This is a genomic window from Frankia sp. AgB1.9 (assembly GCF_016786355.1).
In the GTDB taxonomy this organism is placed as follows: Bacteria; Actinomycetota; Actinomycetes; order Frankiales; family Frankiaceae; genus Pseudofrankia.
In genome coordinates this window covers 29,040-47,966 of record NZ_JADWYX010000069.1, presented here as the reverse complement: position 1 = coordinate 47,966, position 18,927 = coordinate 29,040, and the positions used below count along the sequence as shown (strand labels likewise).

At 67.2% G+C, this 18,927-nt stretch carries 16 protein-coding genes; 11 read left to right on the top strand and 5 right to left on the bottom strand.

The window, feature by feature from the left end; translation table 11 throughout:
- The first annotated feature begins 1,329 nt into the window (after positions 1-1,329).
- From I6A60_RS25225 to I6A60_RS25215, 3 genes are all read left to right on the top strand, one after another.
- Positions 1,330-2,070, top strand: coding sequence for an SDR family NAD(P)-dependent oxidoreductase (locus I6A60_RS25225; protein WP_203015756.1), 741 nt, complete (start codon positions 1,330-1,332; stop codon positions 2,068-2,070).
- Positions 2,071-2,130: 60 nt separating this feature from the next.
- The gene (locus I6A60_RS25220; RefSeq protein WP_203015757.1) at positions 2,131-2,568 is read left to right on the top strand and encodes a nuclear transport factor 2 family protein; all 438 of its coding nucleotides are present in this window, start codon (positions 2,131-2,133) and stop codon (positions 2,566-2,568) included.
- Positions 2,569-3,145: 577 nt separating this feature from the next.
- Entirely contained in the window at positions 3,146-4,336 is a 1,191-nt protein-coding gene (locus I6A60_RS25215; RefSeq protein WP_203015758.1) for a cytochrome P450, read from the top strand.
- Positions 4,337-4,525: 189 nt separating this feature from the next.
- Here the strand turns inward: I6A60_RS25215 and I6A60_RS25210 are convergent, their stop codons facing one another.
- Positions 4,526-5,434 carry a TIGR03564 family F420-dependent LLM class oxidoreductase gene (locus tag I6A60_RS25210; protein WP_203015759.1) on the bottom strand — a complete coding sequence of 303 codons (909 nt, stop codon included), beginning with the start codon at positions 5,432-5,434 and terminating at the stop codon, positions 4,526-4,528.
- A complete protein-coding gene (locus I6A60_RS25205; RefSeq protein WP_203015760.1) occupies positions 5,431-5,655 on the bottom strand; it encodes a hypothetical protein in 225 nt (74 codons plus the stop codon). Before I6A60_RS25205 ends, I6A60_RS25210 begins: the two co-directional genes overlap by 4 nt.
- 717 nt (positions 5,656-6,372) lie before the next feature.
- On the opposite strand from I6A60_RS25205, the gene I6A60_RS25200 reads away from it, so the two are divergent.
- From I6A60_RS25200 to I6A60_RS25165, 8 genes are all read left to right on the top strand, one after another.
- Entirely contained in the window at positions 6,373-7,617 is a 1,245-nt protein-coding gene (locus I6A60_RS25200) for an ABC transporter substrate-binding protein (RefSeq protein ID WP_203015761.1), read from the top strand.
- 342 nt (positions 7,618-7,959) lie between these two features.
- Positions 7,960-9,006, top strand: coding sequence for a dihydrodipicolinate reductase (locus I6A60_RS25195; protein WP_203015763.1), 1,047 nt, complete (start codon positions 7,960-7,962; stop codon positions 9,004-9,006).
- Positions 9,007-9,271: 265 nt separating this feature from the next.
- Positions 9,272-10,018: an SDR family NAD(P)-dependent oxidoreductase gene (locus I6A60_RS25190; protein WP_203015765.1), complete on the top strand. Its 747-nt coding sequence runs from the start codon at positions 9,272-9,274 to the stop codon at positions 10,016-10,018.
- A gap of 49 nt (positions 10,019-10,067) precedes the next feature.
- Complete coding sequence (locus tag I6A60_RS25185) at positions 10,068-11,033, top strand: TIGR03621 family F420-dependent LLM class oxidoreductase (protein WP_203015767.1); 966 nt, start codon at positions 10,068-10,070, stop codon at positions 11,031-11,033.
- Entirely contained in the window at positions 11,030-12,220 is a 1,191-nt protein-coding gene (locus I6A60_RS25180) for a cytochrome P450 (RefSeq protein ID WP_203015768.1), read from the top strand. The genes I6A60_RS25185 and I6A60_RS25180 overlap by 4 nt, the downstream gene beginning before the upstream one ends.
- A gap of 157 nt (positions 12,221-12,377) precedes the next feature.
- Positions 12,378-13,145 (top strand): SDR family NAD(P)-dependent oxidoreductase, encoded by a 768-nt coding sequence (locus I6A60_RS25175; protein WP_203015769.1) that lies wholly within the window; start codon positions 12,378-12,380, stop codon positions 13,143-13,145.
- A 50-nt stretch (positions 13,146-13,195) separates the two neighbouring features.
- Positions 13,196-13,753, top strand: coding sequence for a nuclear transport factor 2 family protein (locus tag I6A60_RS25170; protein ID WP_203055708.1), 558 nt, complete (start codon positions 13,196-13,198; stop codon positions 13,751-13,753).
- 603 nt (positions 13,754-14,356) lie between these two features.
- Positions 14,357-14,983 (top strand): TetR/AcrR family transcriptional regulator, encoded by a 627-nt coding sequence (locus tag I6A60_RS25165; RefSeq protein WP_203022808.1) that lies wholly within the window; start codon positions 14,357-14,359, stop codon positions 14,981-14,983.
- Between the two features lie 57 nt (positions 14,984-15,040).
- Here the strand turns inward: I6A60_RS25165 and I6A60_RS25160 are convergent, their stop codons facing one another.
- From I6A60_RS25160 to cysD, 3 genes are all read right to left on the bottom strand, one after another.
- The gene (locus I6A60_RS25160; protein WP_203022807.1) at positions 15,041-15,754 is read right to left on the bottom strand and encodes a 3'(2'),5'-bisphosphate nucleotidase CysQ; all 714 of its coding nucleotides are present in this window, start codon (positions 15,752-15,754) and stop codon (positions 15,041-15,043) included.
- A gap of 200 nt (positions 15,755-15,954) precedes the next feature.
- Positions 15,955-17,880: a sulfate adenylyltransferase subunit CysN gene (gene cysN / locus I6A60_RS25155; RefSeq protein ID WP_203022806.1), complete on the bottom strand. Its 1,926-nt coding sequence runs from the start codon at positions 17,878-17,880 to the stop codon at positions 15,955-15,957.
- The gene (cysD, locus tag I6A60_RS25150) at positions 17,880-18,833 is read right to left on the bottom strand and encodes a sulfate adenylyltransferase subunit CysD (protein ID WP_203022805.1); all 954 of its coding nucleotides are present in this window, start codon (positions 18,831-18,833) and stop codon (positions 17,880-17,882) included. Before cysD ends, cysN begins: the two co-directional genes overlap by 1 nt.
- Between the last annotated feature and the right edge of the window lie 94 nt (positions 18,834-18,927).

The following is an 18,927-nucleotide window of genomic DNA, read 5'->3' as shown; positions in this document are numbered from 1 at the left end:
CGGCGTCCCGGCCCCGCGATGGACCGCCCGGACGACCACCGACAGCTAACCGACCATCAAGATTCAGGACAGGCACTAAGGCCGAACCCGTCCTGGAAGGGCCGGAGCCCCGCCAAGACGACCTCCGCGATCAGAAGCAAGAGACCGCGACCGCCTGCCCAACGGGAGGGGTGTTAGGGAAAGATCGTTTCCTGAAGATCCATCCGAGGTGATCGGCACCTGCCAGTCGAGCATCCGACGCGTCCGATGTACGGCCTGGAGATCGGCCAGTCGCCTGGAGCGTGTCGCCTCGCCTAGTGCAGACAGGTGGAAGATCAAGAGCCGGCACAGTATCGACCTGCTGATCCTCGGGATCCTTGGGGCGCCCACCGGGGCGTCTACCGCGCTGCACCTGGGCGCCATCGACGGAGCCTCCGGTCGGATAGCGACAGTCGGAACGAGTAAGCCATGCCTCGCGACGGGCAGGCCCGGCGCGTTGCCAGGCCCGGCTGGGCAGCGAACCGCGCGCGTTCCTGCGTCGTTCCGACGGGGCCAGACGCGACTTCAACAGCATGGCCCCGCCGGCGCATGACCTTCATCCGCACGAGGCGGATCTCGTTCGCACCGCGAACATCAAGTGGATCAGGGCGACGATCTTGGTTGTGCGCTCCCATAGAGCCCGCACGCGGACTAAGTTCAACAGGCACCACGCGAGCGATGCGCAGCTCGGCCAAGCCTCGCGTCGACAACGGGCTTCGACCCGACCATGCCGCCACGAAAGCCTCGACATGTTAGGCCCGCTGGCCGCGCGGGCGACCGGCGACTCGCTCCACTCCCCGACGGCGCAGAGATCTCCACCTGCGCGTCCGGTCCCGGAGTCCGTTGACCGGGACGAGCGAGGTCCCGCTCCCGGCGCCGGGACCCGCGCCAAGATCCTCACAGCCCCGGATGCGGGATGGTTACGTCACCGCCACGCCGAGCACGCCGCTGCGCGCGGTTCGCCGGCGGCGGCCAGCGGCACTCACCTCCGGAGCTGGCGACCCCCGGCCGTCACGTGATCGAAGGCGTGCAAATCCTGTGCTATACAGATGTATTACAGTTAGGCAAGGGCGACGGGTTGTCGTACCCCCCGTCGATCGAGCACGTTCCTTCGATCTTCATGGAGGTGCCCGCGCGTCGGTAACCACATTCCACTTCGTCGCACCGGGGAGCAGCAGCGCTCGCGCTCGGCGGCCGTCTCTCCGTGCGCGCACCGACCCGCCTGGCCCGCGCGGGGGCTCTACGCAGTACGGGCCGCGCCGCTACGGCCTGACCTGTCCCAAAACTTCCGCGCCTGAAAGCGAGATAACCATGGGAAGATTATCCGGAAAGGTTGCCGTAGTCACCGGATCCGGTTCCGGTATCGGTCGGTCCACAGCCCTTCTGTTCGCGCGGGAGGGCGCACGCGTGGTGTGCGCGGATGTGAGTGGACGCGAAGAATTAACGGCGGCGTCGATCGGTGAGGCCGCTGTCGCCGTTCACGTCGACGTGTCATCAGCAGTCGACGTAGAGGCCATGGTGTCCACCGCCATCGAACGTTTTGGCGGCCTCGACGTACTGTTCAACAACGCGGGCATCTCAAGTCCTCTCATTCCGCTCGACCAGTTCACGGAGGACTATTTTGACGCAGTGATGGCCGTGAACGTGAAAGGGGTCTTCCTTGGCATGAAGGCAGCCATCCCTGTGTTGCTGGCGTCAGGCGGTGGATCGATCATCAATACAGCCTCGGCAAGCGGACTTGTTGGATTCAAAAACCTCTCACTTTACGCCGCATCGAAGGGCGCGGTTGTGCAAATGACGAAGTCCGCCGCGCTTGACTACGCAAAAAAGGGTATACGGATCAATGCTCTTTGTCCGGGGCTCACCTGGACTGGCCAGGCAGGGGCAACGGACGACTCGATACCACCTACGGACCTCGTTCCTCCGCAGCCTGTCGGGCGTTGGGGGATGCCCGACGAGCTGGCCGCCGCCGCTCTCTTTCTTGCCAGTGACGAGTCGTCTTTCGTCACCGGCGTAGCCATGCCTGTCGACGGCGGGTACACCGCCCGCTGACGGGGTCGCAGTGCGGCGGCGCAGATAAGAACCGAGTTTCCTGAGGAGAGGACCTCGATCATGAATATCGATACGATCGTCGACATCGAGAAGATCAAGCAGCTGAAGGCCCGGTATTTTCGCCTGATGGACTGCAAGCAGTGGGACGAGTGGCGGGACGTCTTCACAGAAGATGTCACTGTGTGGGTAGCGGACGTGCCTGATGTGACTTTCGCCGGGCGCGACAAGTTCGTCAGCACGATGAGCCGGCAGCTGGACAAGTGCCTCAGCGTTCACCACGGCCACATGCCGGAGATCACTGTCACTGGACCCGACACTGCCACTGGGGTGTGGGCGATGGAAGACAGCGTCCAGATGTTCGCGGACGCTACGCGCACCGAACTGAAGGCAACGCTCCAGGGATACGGCCATTACCACGAAAAGTACCTGCGTTGCGACGACGGGCAGTGGCGGATCCAGCAGGTGCGCCTGCACCGTCTCCGTGTCGAGACTTCCTGACGACTCGCATCTGGCTGACCCTCTCCGAAGGCGGGCGGGCCGACCGGCCATGACGGGTCGCCTTGGCCGTCAGGCACCAGGAGGTCCGGACCCCGGTCGGCCGGCGCGGGGCGGGCACGGCAGCCCGTGTGCCGGTGAACGGGTCGGGGAATCCGAGCGCCTGGCCGGCGGTCTGGCATAGGAGATCAAATCGGCGCATGTTCTGGGCGCTGGATGGGCGCCAAGGTGCGGGTCAACGCTGTCACGGTCGGCCTCGCGAATGCCGCCGTCGACGCCGGCGGCTTCTGTCCGCCTTGAGCGCAAAGCCCGCCCCCGCAGACGTTCCGTCGCCGAGCAGCGACCGACACCCGCCCGGCAAGGATCTCTATCCGACGCGAAGGACCCCTGCCTCCACGCTCAAGTGACCACCGATCGTGATGTTCGGGTGTCGTTGCACCGCGGCCAGGTCACGCAACGGGGTTGTTGCCTGGCGAGGCCCCAGCGCCACGAGTTCGCTTGATCCCGCGAGTGCCGTCCTGTACGAACGTATGGCACAATGCAATATGTTCGTATGAGGATGTTCAGGGAGGCCAAGGCAGTGAGCGCAGACGACCTCTACTACGACCCGTACGACGTCGGGATCGACAAGGCCCCTTATCCCGTCTACCAGCGTCTACGCGACGAGGCACCGGTCTATCACAACGAGAGCCTCGACTTCTGGGGCCTCAGCCGTTACAGCGACGTCGCCGCGGCACTCAAGGACCCGCGACGACTGACCTCGACGAAGGGCGACATCCTCGAGGTCGTGAAGGCGGCGCCCGTCATGCCCCCGGGGATCTTCATCAACGAAGATCCGCCGCTGCACACGATTCACCGCGCCCTGGTCTCGAGGATGTTCACGCCGAAGAAAATCAAGGCGCTCGAGGAGAAGGTGCGAGCGTTCTGCGCCGCCTGCCTGGATCCTCTCGTCGAGAAGGGCCGATTTGACTTCGTGCTGGACGTTGGCGCCGAACTGCCGATGCGCACCATCGGCATGCTGTTCGGCATCCCCGACGCGGACCAGCCGTCGCTGCGGTCGACCGCCCAACGGGCCCTGCGCAACGAGCCCGGAAAGCCGCTCCCGGTCAGCCGCGAGAAGTACTTCGACGGCGGGAACTACACCGACTACGTGAAGTGGCGGGCGCAGAACCCCTCGGACGACATCATCACCGAACTGCTGACCCTCGAGTTCACCGACCTGTCGGGCACGGTCCGCAAGCTGACCCGACAGGAGGTGCAGATCTTCGTGGGAGTCATCGCGGGCGCGGGCGTCGAGACCACCGGCCGACTGTTCGGCTGGATGGGCAAGGTTCTCGCTGAGCATCCGGACCAGCGCGCCGAGCTGGTCGCGGACCCGGGCCTGATCCCACGCGCGGTCGAGGAGCTACTGCGCTACGAGCCGCCCGGCCCGCACGTGGCCCGCTATGTGACCGAGGACGTCGAGTACCACGGAACGACGATTCCCGCGGGCAGCGCGCTGCTGCTCATGCTGGCCTCGGCCAACCACGACGAGCGCGCGTTCCCCGAGCCGGACCGGTTCAACATCCACCGAGACTTCAGCCAGCTCGTGACGTTCGGCATCGGAACGCACTTCTGCCTGGGCGCCGGGCTCGCGCGGCTGGAGGGACGGATCGCGCTCGAGGAGGTGCTCAAGCGGTTCCCGACCTGGGAGGTCGACCTGGCCTCCGCCCGGCGTGCGCCCACCTCGACCGTCCGTGGCTGGGACGCTATGCCCGCTGTCGCCGGCTGACGCGAGGCACGACCAGGCCGACGCCGGCGTCACGGGCCATCGACGCGGCGCCGACACAGCTCGACATGCGTCCTCGCCCGACTGGACCACACCAGCAGCCGCGCCGGCGCCGGCCGGCCCCGCACATGGATGAGGGACCTCCCGGCGCGACGCCAGCTGCGCGACGGCGAGGCAGACCTGGGCCTGGTGTCAGCCGGTGAGGGAGGCCAACAGGTCCAGGGTGCGTTGCCGGGAGGCTCTGCGGTCGAGACCCACCGGCACGACGAACGCCTGGATGTCGGTGGCACCGGCGTCGAGAAGGTTCTGGAGCTGACGGGTCACGCTTTGTTCGTCGCCGAGAATGGCCGCGTCCGCCGGCGTTTCCGCCCCACCGATCTCCATGATTCGCCGATAGTTCGGCAGGCTCCCGTAGACCTGCGAGGTCGCGGCTGCGGCGGCGCGAGCCTCAGCGAGGTCGTCGTGCACGGCCACCGGCAGCCCGGCGACGATCCGCGGCTCCGGTCGGCCTGCCCCGGATGCCGCCGTCCTGAGGCGGGGAGCGACGTGCGTCTCGATCGCCTTCGCCGGGGCCATGAAGAGGACCGCCCCGTCGGCGAGCTCACCGGCCACACGCAGCAGCCTGGGCCCGAGCGCCGCGAGCAGTATCGGCACCGGCCGCGCGACAGGCACGCTGGCACCCCGCGCGGTCCACTCCGACCCCTCGAAGGTCACCGTCTCACCGGCGAGCAGGGCGACCAAGATGTGAAGGTATTCCTCGGTGTTGCGGCCGGGGCTGTCGTACGAGAGGCCATACAGGCCGGTGACCAGCGGCCGATGTGACGGCCCGATGCCGAGAGTCAGCCCGGCCCGGCCCATCGCCTCGGCCGCAGCCGCGACCCGATTTGCCTGCAGCACCGGGTGACAGGGGTAGGTCTGGAGCACCGCGGTGCCCAACTCGATCGTCGAGGTCTCCCGCCCGGCGACTGCCATCGCCGCAAGAGGGTCGCCCAGCGCCGTGCTGTCGTACCAGACGGTGCTGAATCCGTCTTTCTCCGCCGCCTTGGCCTGCTCGACGAGTTTCGCCGTCGTCGACGGGCGCCCGGTCAGTCCGATCTTCATGAACAACTCCTCATGCAGTACTCGCGGGACGAAGGGGCCACGGCGTTGCGCGCGCCCTCGGGGATCATGGTGTGGCGGAGTCTCCACACGTCGGCACCGCTGTCCAGGCGCTCGATGCGCGGCGCGTCAGCGGCGCCCTTGGCGGACGGTCGACCCGCGAACATGTCCGGTGGCTCGATGACGGGGTCACCGATGCTGATCAGGATCAAGTCGTTGTTCATGGCTGTCCCTCTGTCTCTCTCCGGCGCGCGGACCCGGCTCTCTCCGGTGCGCGGACCCGGCTGGTGCCTGCCGTGGCCCGTGAGGCCCCGCGGGCCATGGCAGGCACCGGGCCACGTGGCCTAGCCGGCACGGAAGTGCCCGCTTGACAGTGGACGGTGCCGCGCTGACTCCCGCTCCCCGCGTCGGTTCATCGGCGGGGCACGCGTCAGGCCTGTACGAACGTATGGCGTAATGCCATACGTTCGTATAGAGATGTCGAGGGAGCCAGATGCGGACGCAGGCGACTCCGGCCACGACCTCCATGACCCCGAGATCGACTCGCGCCCACACCCGACCGAACAGGGGGAGTTATCGGCAGCGTCGGCATCGAGGTCGCCAGCCGGCCGCCGGGCCGGGCCGCGTAGGAGCTTCGCCGCGCATCCCGGCCAGCTGGAGGCCGCCCCACCGGGCTGTCGAGGAGCTGCCGCGCCCTGTGCGCCACATCCCGCTCGAAGATGTCGGGATCCAGCCTTCGACCGCATCCGACACGGCCGCGCGGCCGGCTTTCGCCCTGGATTTCGGGCGAGGAAGGTCAGGCGACACACCGTACCGAGTTGATGAGCGACACCACTCGGCCATTTGCCCGTTCTGAACGGCGCCGGCCGCCATTTTGGCGGCATCCGCCCGAGTTACGCCGACGGCACCCGCCGTCGACCCAACATTACCGGAGAGAATCCATGGGAAACCGGAAGACGAGAGCTCTTCTAGCAGCCGGCGTCGCCGCCGCGATGGCTGTGGTTGCCGCCTGCGGCGGCGGCTCGAGCGGACACGCTGGCGGCGCCTCCAGCGGTCCTTCGAGCAAAGGAACCATCACGGTCGGGGTCTTAGCGGACATGACTGGCCCGGCCGCATCCGGGAACAAGACCGTCGTCGGGGGCGTCAAGGCGGGAACCTATTACGCCCAGCGGGCGGGATACAATCTCAAGTACGTTGTCGGTGACACGGGCACGAACCCGACCACCGCGCTCACGGCAGCACAGAAGCTGGTGACGCAGGACAAGGTCGACGTGGTCATCGGGAACTCGGCCGTCTTTTTTGCGGCCGCCAACTATCTCAGCACCCAGAAGGTCCCCGTCGTCGGGTTCCCCGAGGACGGCCACGAGTGGTTCACGCTGCCGAACATGTTCTCGATCAACGGGCCGGTCTTGAACGATGAAGTCACGACGACGATGGGCGACTTCTTCAAGCTAACGGGTGCGACGAACGTCGGGGTGATCGGATATTCCGTCTCCCCACAGTCCCAGAGTAACGCGCTGGAGAGCGGCAAGTCGGCGAGCCTGGCGGGCCTCAAGGTCGGCTACACGAACGTCCAGTTCCCCTTCGGCAGCACCGATGTCGGCCCGACCGTGCTGGCGATGAAGAACGCCGGCATCGATGCGTTGTTCGCGACCGTCGACCCCGACACGATCTTCTCACTGCTCAGTGGGCTGCGCGACCAGGGCGTCAAGATCAAGGCAGCTCTTCTGCCGACTGGATACGGCTCAGACATCACCGAAGCCGGTGCCGCCGCGAAGGCCGACGCACAGGGCGCCTACTTCATGCTCGGCTACGAGCCGGTCGAGCTGCGGACGGCCGCCACCAAGCAGTTCCAGGCCGACCTCAGGTCCGCTGGCAGCGGCGACGAGCCGACATCAGCTCAGTACAACGGCTACCTGAGCGCGGGCCTGGTCGTGCGCGCGGCACTGGCGGCGGGCCCAGACATCACCAGGGCGTCGTTGACCACCGCACTACAGGGAATACACGACTGGAACGGGCTTGGCCTCCTCGGCGATCACACGTACGACGTCAGCCAGGATGCGGTCACCGGCGGCGACTGCCTCTTCTTCGCCCAGTTCGTCGGGACCGAGCTCAAGCCGGTCAAGAACGCAACGCCGATCTGCGGGAAACTGACCGATAGCAAGATTAAGCTCCCCACGTCCTGACGCACGAGCGCCGGTGAATGGCCGGTTGACCGTCGGGTTCGGGCGGTCCGTCCGAGCCCGGCTCGACCGGCCGTTCACCGGTCCAACGGCATCCACCTCGTCGCCCCAGGTCGGGGCGGCGAGGGGCGCGGTGCACGCGGCGCACAAACAGTCTGCTATACAGGCGTATTGCATCGTGGTATACAGGCTCGGCGGGCTCGGACGGCCTGGTGCCGCGGCCGCTCCTGAGCGCCCGGCCTGGTCCGGAGCGAAGCAGGAAGAACCTTGCGCCTCGGCGCGGAGCCAGATCTCCCGTCGCCCGCGGTTCGAGGCTGAGCCGAAGAAACGAGGACGGAGAGCGACATGACGACCAAGACGCGTCGACCGATTCGGGTAGTGCAGTGGGCGACCGGGACCGTGGGTGCCTTCGCCATGCGCGCGGTCATCGAGCATCCCGACCTGGAACTCGTGGGCGCGCGCGTCTATTCGGCGGCCAAGGACGGCAGGGACGCAGGCGAGTTATGTGGCCTGCCGCCCGTCGGCGTCACGGCGACGCGCGACGTCGAGGCGATTCTCGCATTGCGGCCGGACTGCGTCCTGTACATGCCTGAGAGTACCGACGCCGCCGACGTGTGCCGGCTCCTGAAAAACGGCATCAATATCGTCACGACGCGGGCCGAGTTCTTCAACCCCGAGGCCATGGAACGCTCGTTGCGTGAGGCCGTCGAGGAGGCCTGTCGAGTGGGCGGCGCGTCGATCCACGCGACCGGGTCCAGCCCCGGTTTCATCACCGAGGCCCTGCCCATCTGCGTCACCTCGCTGGTTCGCCGGCTCGACTTCCTCGCGATCGAGGAGTACGCGAACTGCCTCGAAGGCTGCTCCACCGAAATGCTGGTCCAGATCATGCATTTCGGGGATGCGCCTGAGGAGTTCGCCAAGCGGGATGTGGCCGCGCGTGACGAGGTTTTCAAGCATTCGCTGAGCCTGATCGCCACGGCGCTCGGCGTGCCTGTCGACAGCTTCGTCGAGTCGGCCGAGATCGCGCTGTGCCGCCAGGACACCAAGCTGCGCGACGTGACCATCCCGGCCGGGTCCGTCGGTGCGCAGCGCGTGTCAGTGACAGGCCTGCGCAACGGTGAGCCACTGATGCGCTTCCGGTCCAACTGGTATGTGACGACGGACGTCGAGCCCGCCTGGGACCTGCGCGGCGATGGCTGGCGTCTGACGGTCGAAGGCGACACCCCGGTGGACATGTCGATCGACCTGCCGATGCCGATCGAGAAGGACGAGCGCGCGTCGGGGCGCTACACCGCGCACCGTCCCGTCAACGCCATCCCCTACGTGGTCGCGGCGCCTCCTGGCATCGCGCCGACGACGCAGCTGTCGCAGGTGGTGGCCAAGCTCACCTGACGGCGCCCGCGGACGAGGCCGCGCCCGCCGCGAGTCGGTGCCGGAGGCGGCCTCCGGCTTGCCCCGACTGGGGACACCGACGTTGGCCTGAAGGTCGCGGCCTGGTCGCCGAGGACGCTGCGGCCCAGCGCGCGCTTGGGCCACGCCAGCCAACAGGTGAATGCCGGAGACCTATGCTTTACGTTCGTATGGCAGATGGTGTGCCGCCTGGCCGCCTGTGTACCCAGAGGTCGGCATGGCGCCGGTCGAGAAAGGAACAAGCGAAATGACACGTGTGGCTGTCGTGACGGGCGGCGCCTCAGGGGTTGGCGTCGCCATCTGCCAGCACCTCGCTCGCGCGGGACGTCGGGTCGCGGTGCTCGACCTCAACGGCGCCGCGGCGAAGGAGGTGGCCGACGGCCTGCGCACGGAGATCGGCGCGCAGGCGACGTCCCTCGAGGCCGACGTCTCGGACCGAGCCGCGGTCGACGCCGCGTTCGACCGGGTACGGACAGAGCTGGGGGCCATCGAGGTTCTCGTCACCAGCGCCGGGGTATCAGGGTTCACCGCATTCGAGGACATCATCCTCGAGCTGTGGAGCAAGTACCTGGCGGTCAACCTGACCGGCACCTTTCACTGTGTCCAGGCCGCGATTCCCGACATGGTGAAAGCCGGTTGGGGACGCATCGTGACCGTCTCGTCGGCGGCCGGGCAGACGGGCACGGCCCGTCAAGTCCACTACTCGGCGTCAAAGGCCGGCGTGATCGGCCTGACGAAAGCCGTGGCACTCGAGTTCGCCGCCCGGGGCATCACCGCCAACACGATCCCGCCGTTCGCCGTGGACACCCCGCTCATGCGCGTCGCTCAGAACAACCGGAACATCCCGAAGACCGAGGTCATCGCGCGGATGATCCCGGCTGGCCGGGTCGGCACGCCCGACGACATCGGAGCCACGGCAGCCTTCCTGTGCTCGGACGCAGCCGGGTACATCACCGGCCAGATCATCGCGCCGAACGGGGGCGCGGTCCTGTGAGCCGGCCGACCAGCGAGGCCGCGACCCACGCCGGCCTGCCGGGCTGTCGATGACCGGGAGACCGTTCCGCTTCGCGGTGCAGGCCACACGGGCGACGTCCGCGCGGGAGTGGTACGACCTGGCGCGCAAGACCGAGGACTTCGGCTATTCGACCTTGTTCGTGGCCGACCACTATCTCGGGCCCGGCCCGGCCGCGCGGGCCTGCAGCATGCCGCCACAGCACCTGGCACCCATCGCGGCGATGGCCGCGGCCGCGGCGGTGACCTTGACGCTGCGGGTCGGCTGCCGGGTGTTCTGCATCGATTACCACGTCCCCGCGGCGCTGGCGAAAGAGGCCGCGACCATCGATCTCCTCTCCGACGGCCGGCTGGAGTTGGGCATCGGCGCCGGGTTGCAGCTCAACGAGTACGCGGCGCTCGGGATCCCTTTCGCCCCCGGCCGCGTTCGCGTCGACAAGCTGGAGGAGGTCATCGGCCTGCTGAATCAACACTGGTCCGGTGAGCCGATCGAGCTCGTCGGGGAGCACGTGAAGGTCAGCGGGTACCGGGGGCTCCCCCAGCCCGTGCAGAAGCCGCGGCCGCCTCTGATGATCGGGGGAAACCGCAGGCGCGTCCTCTCGCTCGCGGCGCGCGAGGCGGACATCGTCAGCATCTCGAATGTGCCGTTCGACCCGGTGAACGCCGCCGGCCGCACTCCGGCCCAGGAGGCGGCCTATCGCTACTCCGTCGTCCGGGAGGCGGCCGGCGAGCGCTTGCATGGCATCGAGATCGAGGGCTCGCCCTATTTCACCGTCGTCACTGCCAAGCCCGCGGCTGCCTATGCGGACATCGCGGGCTGGATCTCCGTGGACGAGAAGGTACTGCCCGAGCATCCCAATGTCCTGGTTGGAACACTCGACCAGATGGCCGAGCGCCTGGAGGCCAATCGCGCGGCCTTCGGCACCAGCTATGTCACCGTGCCGCAGAACGCCATGGACATGTTCGCGCCCATCGTCGCGCGGCTGCGAGGAAAATGATGAGCGACGAGCTGTACTTCGACCCGTACGACGCCGAGATCGCGAAGAATCCGTATCCGGTATATCGTCGGCTACGCGACGAGGCACCGCTGTACTACAACGACCGTCACGACTTCTTCGCGCTGAGCAGATTCGACGACGTCGAGGCCGCCGTGCGCGACCACCGGCGGCTGCTCTCCGGACGAGGCAACATCCTTGAGGTCATCAAGGCCGATCCGAAGATGCCCAGAGGGATCTTCATCAACGAGGATCCGCCCCTGCACACCGTCCACAGGGCCCTGGTCTCCCGGGCCTTCACGCCACGGCGGATACGGTCGTTGGAGGACCGGGTGCGGGCATTCTGCCAGGCCTGCCTCGACCCGCTGGTCGGCGGTGACCGGTTCGACTTCTTCCTCGACCTCGGCGCGGAGCTGCCGATGCGGGTCATCGGGATGCTCGTGGGCATACCCGACTCCGACCAGCCGTCGGTTCGAGACCGGGCGCACCGCTCACTGCGCAACAACGCCGGCGAGCCGCTCGCTGTGAAGAAGGACAGCTACTTCTCCGGCGACGGCTTCGCCGACTACGTGCAGTGGCGAGAGAGAAACCCGTCCGACGACCTGATCACCGAGCTGCTGAACATCGAGTTCACCGACGTCGACGGCACCACCCGGCGCCTGCACCGCGACGAGCTGCAGATCTTCCTCGCCGTGATCGCGGCGGCCGGAGTCGACACCACGGGCAGGATCTTCGGCTGGATGGGGAAGGTCCTCGGTGAGCATCCCGACCAACGCCGGGAGATCGCCCGAGACCGCGGGCTCATGCCCAACGCCGTCGAGGAGCTCCTGCGGTTCGAGACGTCGTCGCCGAACGTCGCCCGCTACGTCGACGAGGACCTCGTCCTACACGGTCAGACGGTGCCGGCCGGTAGCCGGCTCCTGCTGATGTTGTCCGCGGCCAACCGCGACGACCGCCATTTCGACGACCCGGACCACTACGACATCCACCGTGCCATCGACAAACACCTTGCCTTCAGCCAGGGAGCGCACTACTGCCTCGGCGCTGCCCTCGCGCGGCTGGAGACCCGCATCGCGCTGGACGAGGTCCTGAACCGCTGGCCCGACTGGGAGATCGATCTCGACAGTGCCGTCCGGTCGCCGGCCTCGACCGTGCGCGGCTGGGACAGCATGCCGGCTGTCGTCGGCTGAGCCCGGCGCCACAACCGGCCGGGTTGACTCCCTCCCGGCCGTGATCGGCTGAAGAAGCCGCCGGGCCGCTTCGGCCCGCCACACCGTCTCGGATACTGCGCGCGGCGACGATCGCCCTGGCGCGGATCGCGAAGATATCGAATGGAGGAGAAGCTCTGTGGACAGGTTCTCGCAGACGGGACGGGTCGCCGTCATCACAGGAGGCGGCACCGGCATCGGGCGGGCGTCCGCGCTGGCGCTGGCTGAATACGGCGCCGATGTCGTGCTCACGGCGCGGCGGCCGGAACCCCTGGAGTCGACGGCCAAAGAGGTCGAGGCGCTCGGTCGGCGTGCCCTGGCACTGCCGGCGGACGTGACCAAGGCCAGCGAGTGCCAGCGGATTGTCGATGCCACCCTGGCCGAGTTCGGCCGGCTGGACGTCCTCGTCAACTGTGCCGGCGGCGGTACGACCAAGTCGATCAGAAGCTGGTCCGAAGACGAGTGGCACCAGATGCTGGCGCTCAACCTCGGCTCGGTGTGGTTCCTTACGCGCGCCGCCTCCGTCCCGATGCTGGCGCAAGGTAAGGGGGCGGTCGTGAACATCTCCTCGGGAGCGAGCCTGCTCGGCATGCCACAGGCAGCCCCCTACGGCGCCGCGAAGGCAGGCGTGAACAGCCTGACGGCGTCGATGGCCGCGGCCTGGACCCGCAAGGGGATCCGGGTGAACAACGTCGTGGTCGGCGCGATCAACTCGGCCAGTCTGACCGACGACCTCGCCCGGGCGGGCATCGACCCGGCGCTGATCGCGCAGACGAATGCTTCGGGCCGCATCGGTGAGCCCGACGAGATCGCGAACGCCGTGCTGTTCTTCGCGTCGGATGCCGCGAGTTTCTGTTCCGGACAGTCGCTCTACGTTCACGGCGGCCCAGGGCCCGCGGGCATCTGACATAACCAGCCGGCCAGTCGAATCACATCGCCCACAGCTTAGGGAGCAGTATGAGCAGCGACAGCGAACTCGAGGACCTGCGGCGCGAGGTCAGGTACCTCAAGGACAGGCAGGACATCCTCGACTGCGTCAACAAGCAGTCCCGCGGCCACGACCGCCACGACGCAGACCTGATGACGAGCGCCCTGCACGAGGACGGCATCGACGAGCACGGCCCGGTCTCGAACGTCGGCGCCGCCTACGGCCCGTGGGCGAACAAGCAGCATTCGATGGTGTTCGCCGCCCATCTGCACAACGTCACGACACACACGTGCGAGATCGACGGCGACGTCGCGCACGCGGAGAGCTACGTCATCGGCACCATGGTCGGCCGCGATGACAAGACGCTGGCCTTCATGGGCGGCCGCTACCTCGACCGGCTGGAACGCCGCGACGGCGTCTGGAAGATCGCGCTACGGCGCTGCACGATCGAGTGGGCCTTCACCGCCGACGCGTCCTTCCTGCACTCTGGGGCATTCAAGGGCTTCCTCAAGGGCACCTGGGACACCGACGACCTGTCCTACGCCCGGCCCCTCCTGCCGGACTCCGAGCCCGCCATCCGCTGGTAGACGGCCGGGCGGTTCGTCCTGGCGGCGTGGGAGCAGGCCTGGGCCTGCGCGGCGGCGCAGGCCCGACGGCCGCAGCGAGGACGTCGCAACGACCGGCTCGTCGTCCAATGCCCGGTCTCGGGATCTCGCGGCCCAGGCCGCGATCAGCGGGGATAGCAACGGGAGGGGACTGTGCCCGGGCTTCACGAGCTGGGCGTCCTAGGGAGGCGAGGAACTCCTGCGTACGACGGTCGGCCTGCCCGGAGGGCACTGGCCGGTCGCGTCGTCGTCGGCTGCCTCTGTGGCCACCACGGGCCCGTCCGCCGCCGGGCCGACTCGGCGGGCCGCCGATGAAGACTCTGGAAAGACGTGCGCACTCTGTGCCCCGGCGATCTCGAAGACGCTGGCCCTGGCACTGACGGCTTCCTGCAGCACACCTCGAGCACCTCGCGGAGCACCGCAGTGCCGTGGGTCACGATTGGTCGGCGCAGTCGCGTTGCGAAGTGTGGGTGCCGGCTCACCCGGTGTGCGGCGTGTTGCACGTTAGAGTGTCTGGGAACGGAATGCACGCACGGCGGTTGGTCTGTGCGACAGCAGGCGGACTGCAGCGACGAAAGGCCCTCAATGGCGGCAACACGGCGAGTCGGCGCTCAGAACTCGAAGACCCGTGCCACCCTCCTGGGCCGCGCCGAACGGCTGATGCTTGAGGACGGTTACGCTGCAGTTACCTACCGGGCACTGGCCGCCAAGGCGGGCGTGACACCCGGGTTGGTCCAGTACTATTTCCCGACGCTGGACGACCTTTACCTCGCTCTGGTCCGGCGACGTACCGAGGAGACCGTGGGCGCTCTGGTCGAGGCGCTGAAGACCCGCCAGCCTCTGCGCGCAATCTGGGAGTTCTCCAACAACCCAACCGCAGCCGCGCTGATCGCCGAGCTCACCGCGCTGGCGAACCATCACAAAGCTATCAGGGCCGAGCTGGCCTCGGTCGGCGACAAGGTCCGGCAGATGATTCTCGCGGCGATGGCGGAATCACGCAACGACTACACGTTTCCGATGGAGCCGATCTCGCCCGAAGTCGTCGTCTTCCTGCTGTCCAGCATTCCACGGATGGTCCTGATTGAGCAGTCAGTGGGAATGTCGACCTCACATTCGGAGACCCTCGACTTCCTTGACCGCTACCTCGACCGCGTCGAGCCCAGGAAGAACCAAGAAGACGGGGACGCCCCGGCCGGAGACGAACCGTCATAGCTGTCCGGACTGTCTCGCCGCGCTATCACCCACCGCACCGGCTACCTGTCAGCGACGTCAGCTCTGTCCCAGCGCGCTGAGCACTTCACCCGCGACATTCGGGTGGCAGATCAGGACGTCGGGGAGGTAGGGATTTGGCTGGTTGTAGCGCAGGGGGCTCCCGTCTAGCCGCGAGACGTGCAGGCCGGCCGCGGCTGCTACCGCGACAGGCGCGCAGGAGTCCCACTCGTACTGGCCGCCAGAGTGGGCGTAGACGTCAGCGTCGCCGCGGACGACAGCCATGGCCTTGGCACCGGCCGAGCCCATGGGAACCAGCTCGGCGTGCAGTTGCGCGACCAGCTGGTCGACGCAGGCAGGTGGGCGGGTTCTCGAGACGACGAGGCGTATCGGCCCGTCCGTCCGAGTCGTGAGGGCGAGGGGCATGCCGGTGTGCAGGACGAGCTTCTCGGCAGGCAGCGCGACGGCGCCGACCGCGGGCTCGCCGTGCACCGCCAGGGCGACGTGGACTGCCCAGTCCACCCGTGGGGGTTCACCGTACTCACGGGTCCCATCAAGCGGGTCGATGATCCACACCCGGTCGTGACTGAGACGTACGCGGTCGTCCGCGCTTTCTTCAGAGAGGACGGCGTCGTCAGGCCGGGCGTCCGCCAACAGGCGTAGCAGCAGTTCGTTCGATTGACGGTCGCCTTCTTTGCCTCCCTGCGAGCGGATGGCCAGAAGATGGTCTCCCGCCTGCTCGGCAAGCCACGCTGCGAGGTTATGGTCATCCATTTCGTATTCCTTGCTTCCCGATGGCCTATGGGGATATCGTCCCGAGATTTCGCTCACAGATCCGAAAGCGGCAAATGACATTCGTTGCCGCCGCGACGCCGACCCGCCGGCGAAAGTCACGTCGAGGCGGCCCGCGTGCGTGTTGACTGGCAACGGCCTAGCCCGCCAACACGCACGAGATCCAACCGTGTGGTCGCCGCTCACTCCTCGTTCGGGGCCAGGAGGCCAACTGCGCGCAGGTAGGCCACGACCTTTTCGGCGCTCTGCTCGGCGGGGATGCTTCCCGAGGCGTCGAGGTGGAGCTCCGGGTTGACCGGCGTCTCATAGGGGGAGTCGATGCCGGTGAAGTTGGCGAGTTCGCCGCGGCGGGCTTTGGCGTAGAGGCCTTTGCGGTCGCGGGATTCGGCGATGTCGAGGGGGGTGTCGACGTAGACTTCGATGAATTCGCCGTCGTCGAGCAGGTCGCGGGCGAGTTGGCGTTCGGCCCGGAATGGGGAGATGAATGAGGTGAGGACGATGAGGCCGGCGTCGACCACGAGTTTGGCGACTTCGGCGATGCGACGGATGTTCTCGACGCGGTCGGCTTCGGTGAAGCCTAGGTCCCTGTTGAGGCCGTGGCGGACGTTGTCGCCGTCGAGGAGGTAGGTGTGGAAGCCTTCGTCGTGGAGTTTCTTCTCGACGAGGTTGGCGATGGTGGATTTCCCGGCGCCGGACAGTCCGGTGAACCAGACGACGGCGGGACGTTGGCGTTTGGCGATGGCCCGGGCGGTCTTGTTGACCTCGACCGCCTGCCAGTGGATGTTGTGTGCCCGGCGTAGCGCGAAGTGCAGCAGGCCGGCTGCGACGGTGGCGTGGGTGAACTTGTCGATGAGAATGAACCCACCGGTGTCCCGGTTCGCCGTGTACGGGTCGAAGGGGACGGCCCGGTCGAGGCTGAGGTTCGCGACCCCGATCTCGTTGAGGACGAGGGTCTTGGTGGCAGTCTGTTCGAGGGTGTTGACGTTGACCTTGTACTTCGGCTGGCCGATGGTCGCGTTGAGTGTGCGCGTACCCACCTTGAGCAGGTACGGCCGGCCGGGGAGCATCGGCTCGGCCGCCATCCAGACGAGGTGGGCTTCGAACTGGTCGGCGACCTCGGCGGGGCTGTCCGCGGCCACGATGACGTCGCCGCGGCTGATGTCGATCTCGTTGGCGAGTGTGATCGTCACCGACTGGCCCGCGTAGGCGGAGTCGAGGTCGCCGTCGGCCGTGACGATCCGCTCGACGATGCTTTCTTGACCGCTCGGGAGCGCTCGAACCAGATCACCGGGGCGGACCGCCCCGCCGGCGATCTGGCCGGAGAAGCCGCGGAAGTCCAGGTTCGGCCGGTTCACCCACTGCACCGGCAGCCGGAACGGCCCCATGGCCGCGTCGTCGGCGACCTGCACCGTCTCGAGATAGCCGACCAGTGTCGGACCGACGTACCAGGGCGTGGCCGCACTGTGCTCGGTGATGTTGTCACCGCGCAGCGCCGAGAGCGGGATCGCCCGGATCGCGTCACCCTCCAGTCCGATCTGGGCGGCGAACCGGCGGTAGTCAGCCTCGATCTGGTCGAACGCCTCGCGGGAGTAGTCGACGAGGTCGAGCTTGTTCACCGCGAGCACGACATGGCGGATCCCGAGCAGGGAGACCAGGTAGCTGTGCCGGCGGGTCTGGGTCAGCACGCCCTTGCGGGCGTCGATCAGGATGACGGCGAGCTGGGCGGTGGAGGCGCCGGTGACCATGTTGCGGGTGTACTGCTCGTGGCCCGGGGTGTCGGCGACGATGAACTTCCGCTTCTCGGTCGAGAAGAAGCGGTAGGCGACGTCGATCGTGATGCCCTGCTCGCGTTCGGCGGCCAGCCCGTCCACCAACAACGCGAAGTCCAACTCCCCGCCCTGGGTGCCGACCTTCTTCGAGTCGGACTCCAACGCGGCGAGCTGGTCGGAGAACACCAGCTTCGAGTCATACAGCAACCGCCCGATCAGCGTCGACTTCCCGTCGTCCACCGACCCGCAGGTGATGAAGCGCAGCAACGACTTGTCCTCATGCCGGCGCAGATACGCCTCGACGTCGGTCGCGAGGAGCTCGTCGGTTGCGTGCGCCATCAGAAGTACCCCTCGTGCTTCTTCTTCTCCATCGACCCGGACGAGTCGTGGTCGATCACCCGGCCCTGACGCTCCGAGCTCGTCGTCAGCAACATCTCCTGGATGATCTCCAACAGGGTCGACGCCTCGGATGCGATCGCGCCGGTCAACGGATAGCAGCCCAGCGTGCGGAACCGCACGGAACGCTGCTCGGGCACCTCGCCGGGGTTCAGGGGCATCCGCTCGTCATCGACCATAATCAGAGTGCCGTCGCGCTCCACGACGGGCCGCGGCGCGGCGTAGTAGAGCGGGACGATCGGGATGTTCTCCCGGTGGATGTACAGCCAGATATCCAGCTCGGTCCAGTTCGACAACGGGAACACCCGGATCGACTGCCCCGGTGCCTTGCGGGCGTTGTACAGCCGCCACAACTCCGGACGTTGATCCTTCGGGTCCCACCGGTGCGCGGCGGAACGGATCGAGAACACCCGCTCCTTCGCCCGCGATTTTTCCTCATCCCGACGCGCCCCACCAAACGCCAGATCAAAGCCGTACTTGTCCAGCGCCTGCTTCAAGCCCTCGGTCTTCCAGATATCCGTGTGCATCGCCGAGCCGTGGTCGAACGGATTGATCCCCCGCTGCACCGCATCCGGATTCCGATGCACCAACATATCCAGACCCTTCTCGGCGACCAGCCGGTCACGGAAGGCGTACATCGCCTGGAACTTCCACGTCGTGTCCACATGCAGCAACGGGAAAGGCAGCTTCGACGGGTAGAACGCCTTCATCGCCAGGTGCAGCATCACCGCGCTGTCCTTACCCACCGAATACAACATCACCGGCCGCTCCGACTCGGCCACAGCCTCCCGGAAGATCTGAATACTCTCCGCTTCCAGCCCCTGCAGATGCGACAGGTGCGCCGTGCCGGCCAGCAGCCGGCCGGCCGGGGCGCTGTTCCGTGTGTTGGTGCTCACTGGATCAGATCCCACTTCGTAGACCGTTCGAACATGCCGTACGCCTCCTTTCCGTCCCGGGTATGCTTGCCTTCGCTCCGAGACAGGCCCGGGA

What these genes read in the sequence shown, in the direction of transcription:
- I6A60_RS25185 (WP_203015767.1), top strand. Translation starts at nt 10,068, where the DNA reads ATGACCGGGAGACCGTTCCGCTTCGCGGTGCAGGCCACACGGGCGACG.
- I6A60_RS25165 (WP_203022808.1), top strand. Translation starts at nt 14,357, where the DNA reads ATGGCGGCAACACGGCGAGTCGGCGCTCAGAACTCGAAGACCCGTGCC.
- I6A60_RS25180 (WP_203015768.1), top strand. Translation starts at nt 11,030, where the DNA reads ATGATGAGCGACGAGCTGTACTTCGACCCGTACGACGCCGAGATCGCG.
- I6A60_RS25200 (WP_203015761.1), top strand. Translation starts at nt 6,373, where the DNA reads ATGGGAAACCGGAAGACGAGAGCTCTTCTAGCAGCCGGCGTCGCCGCC.
- I6A60_RS25205 (WP_203015760.1), bottom strand. Translation starts at nt 5,655, where the DNA reads ATGAACAACGACTTGATCCTGATCAGCATCGGTGACCCCGTCATCGAG.
- I6A60_RS25160 (WP_203022807.1), bottom strand. Translation starts at nt 15,754, where the DNA reads ATGGATGACCATAACCTCGCAGCGTGGCTTGCCGAGCAGGCGGGAGAC.
- I6A60_RS25210 (WP_203015759.1), bottom strand. Translation starts at nt 5,434, where the DNA reads ATGAAGATCGGACTGACCGGGCGCCCGTCGACGACGGCGAAACTCGTC.
- I6A60_RS25170 (WP_203055708.1), top strand. Translation starts at nt 13,196, where the DNA reads ATGAGCAGCGACAGCGAACTCGAGGACCTGCGGCGCGAGGTCAGGTAC.
- I6A60_RS25225 (WP_203015756.1), top strand. Translation starts at nt 1,330, where the DNA reads ATGGGAAGATTATCCGGAAAGGTTGCCGTAGTCACCGGATCCGGTTCC.
- I6A60_RS25190 (WP_203015765.1), top strand. Translation starts at nt 9,272, where the DNA reads ATGACACGTGTGGCTGTCGTGACGGGCGGCGCCTCAGGGGTTGGCGTC.
- I6A60_RS25220 (WP_203015757.1), top strand. Translation starts at nt 2,131, where the DNA reads ATGAATATCGATACGATCGTCGACATCGAGAAGATCAAGCAGCTGAAG.
- cysN (WP_203022806.1), bottom strand. Translation starts at nt 17,880, where the DNA reads ATGGCGCACGCAACCGACGAGCTCCTCGCGACCGACGTCGAGGCGTAT.
- I6A60_RS25195 (WP_203015763.1), top strand. Translation starts at nt 7,960, where the DNA reads ATGACGACCAAGACGCGTCGACCGATTCGGGTAGTGCAGTGGGCGACC.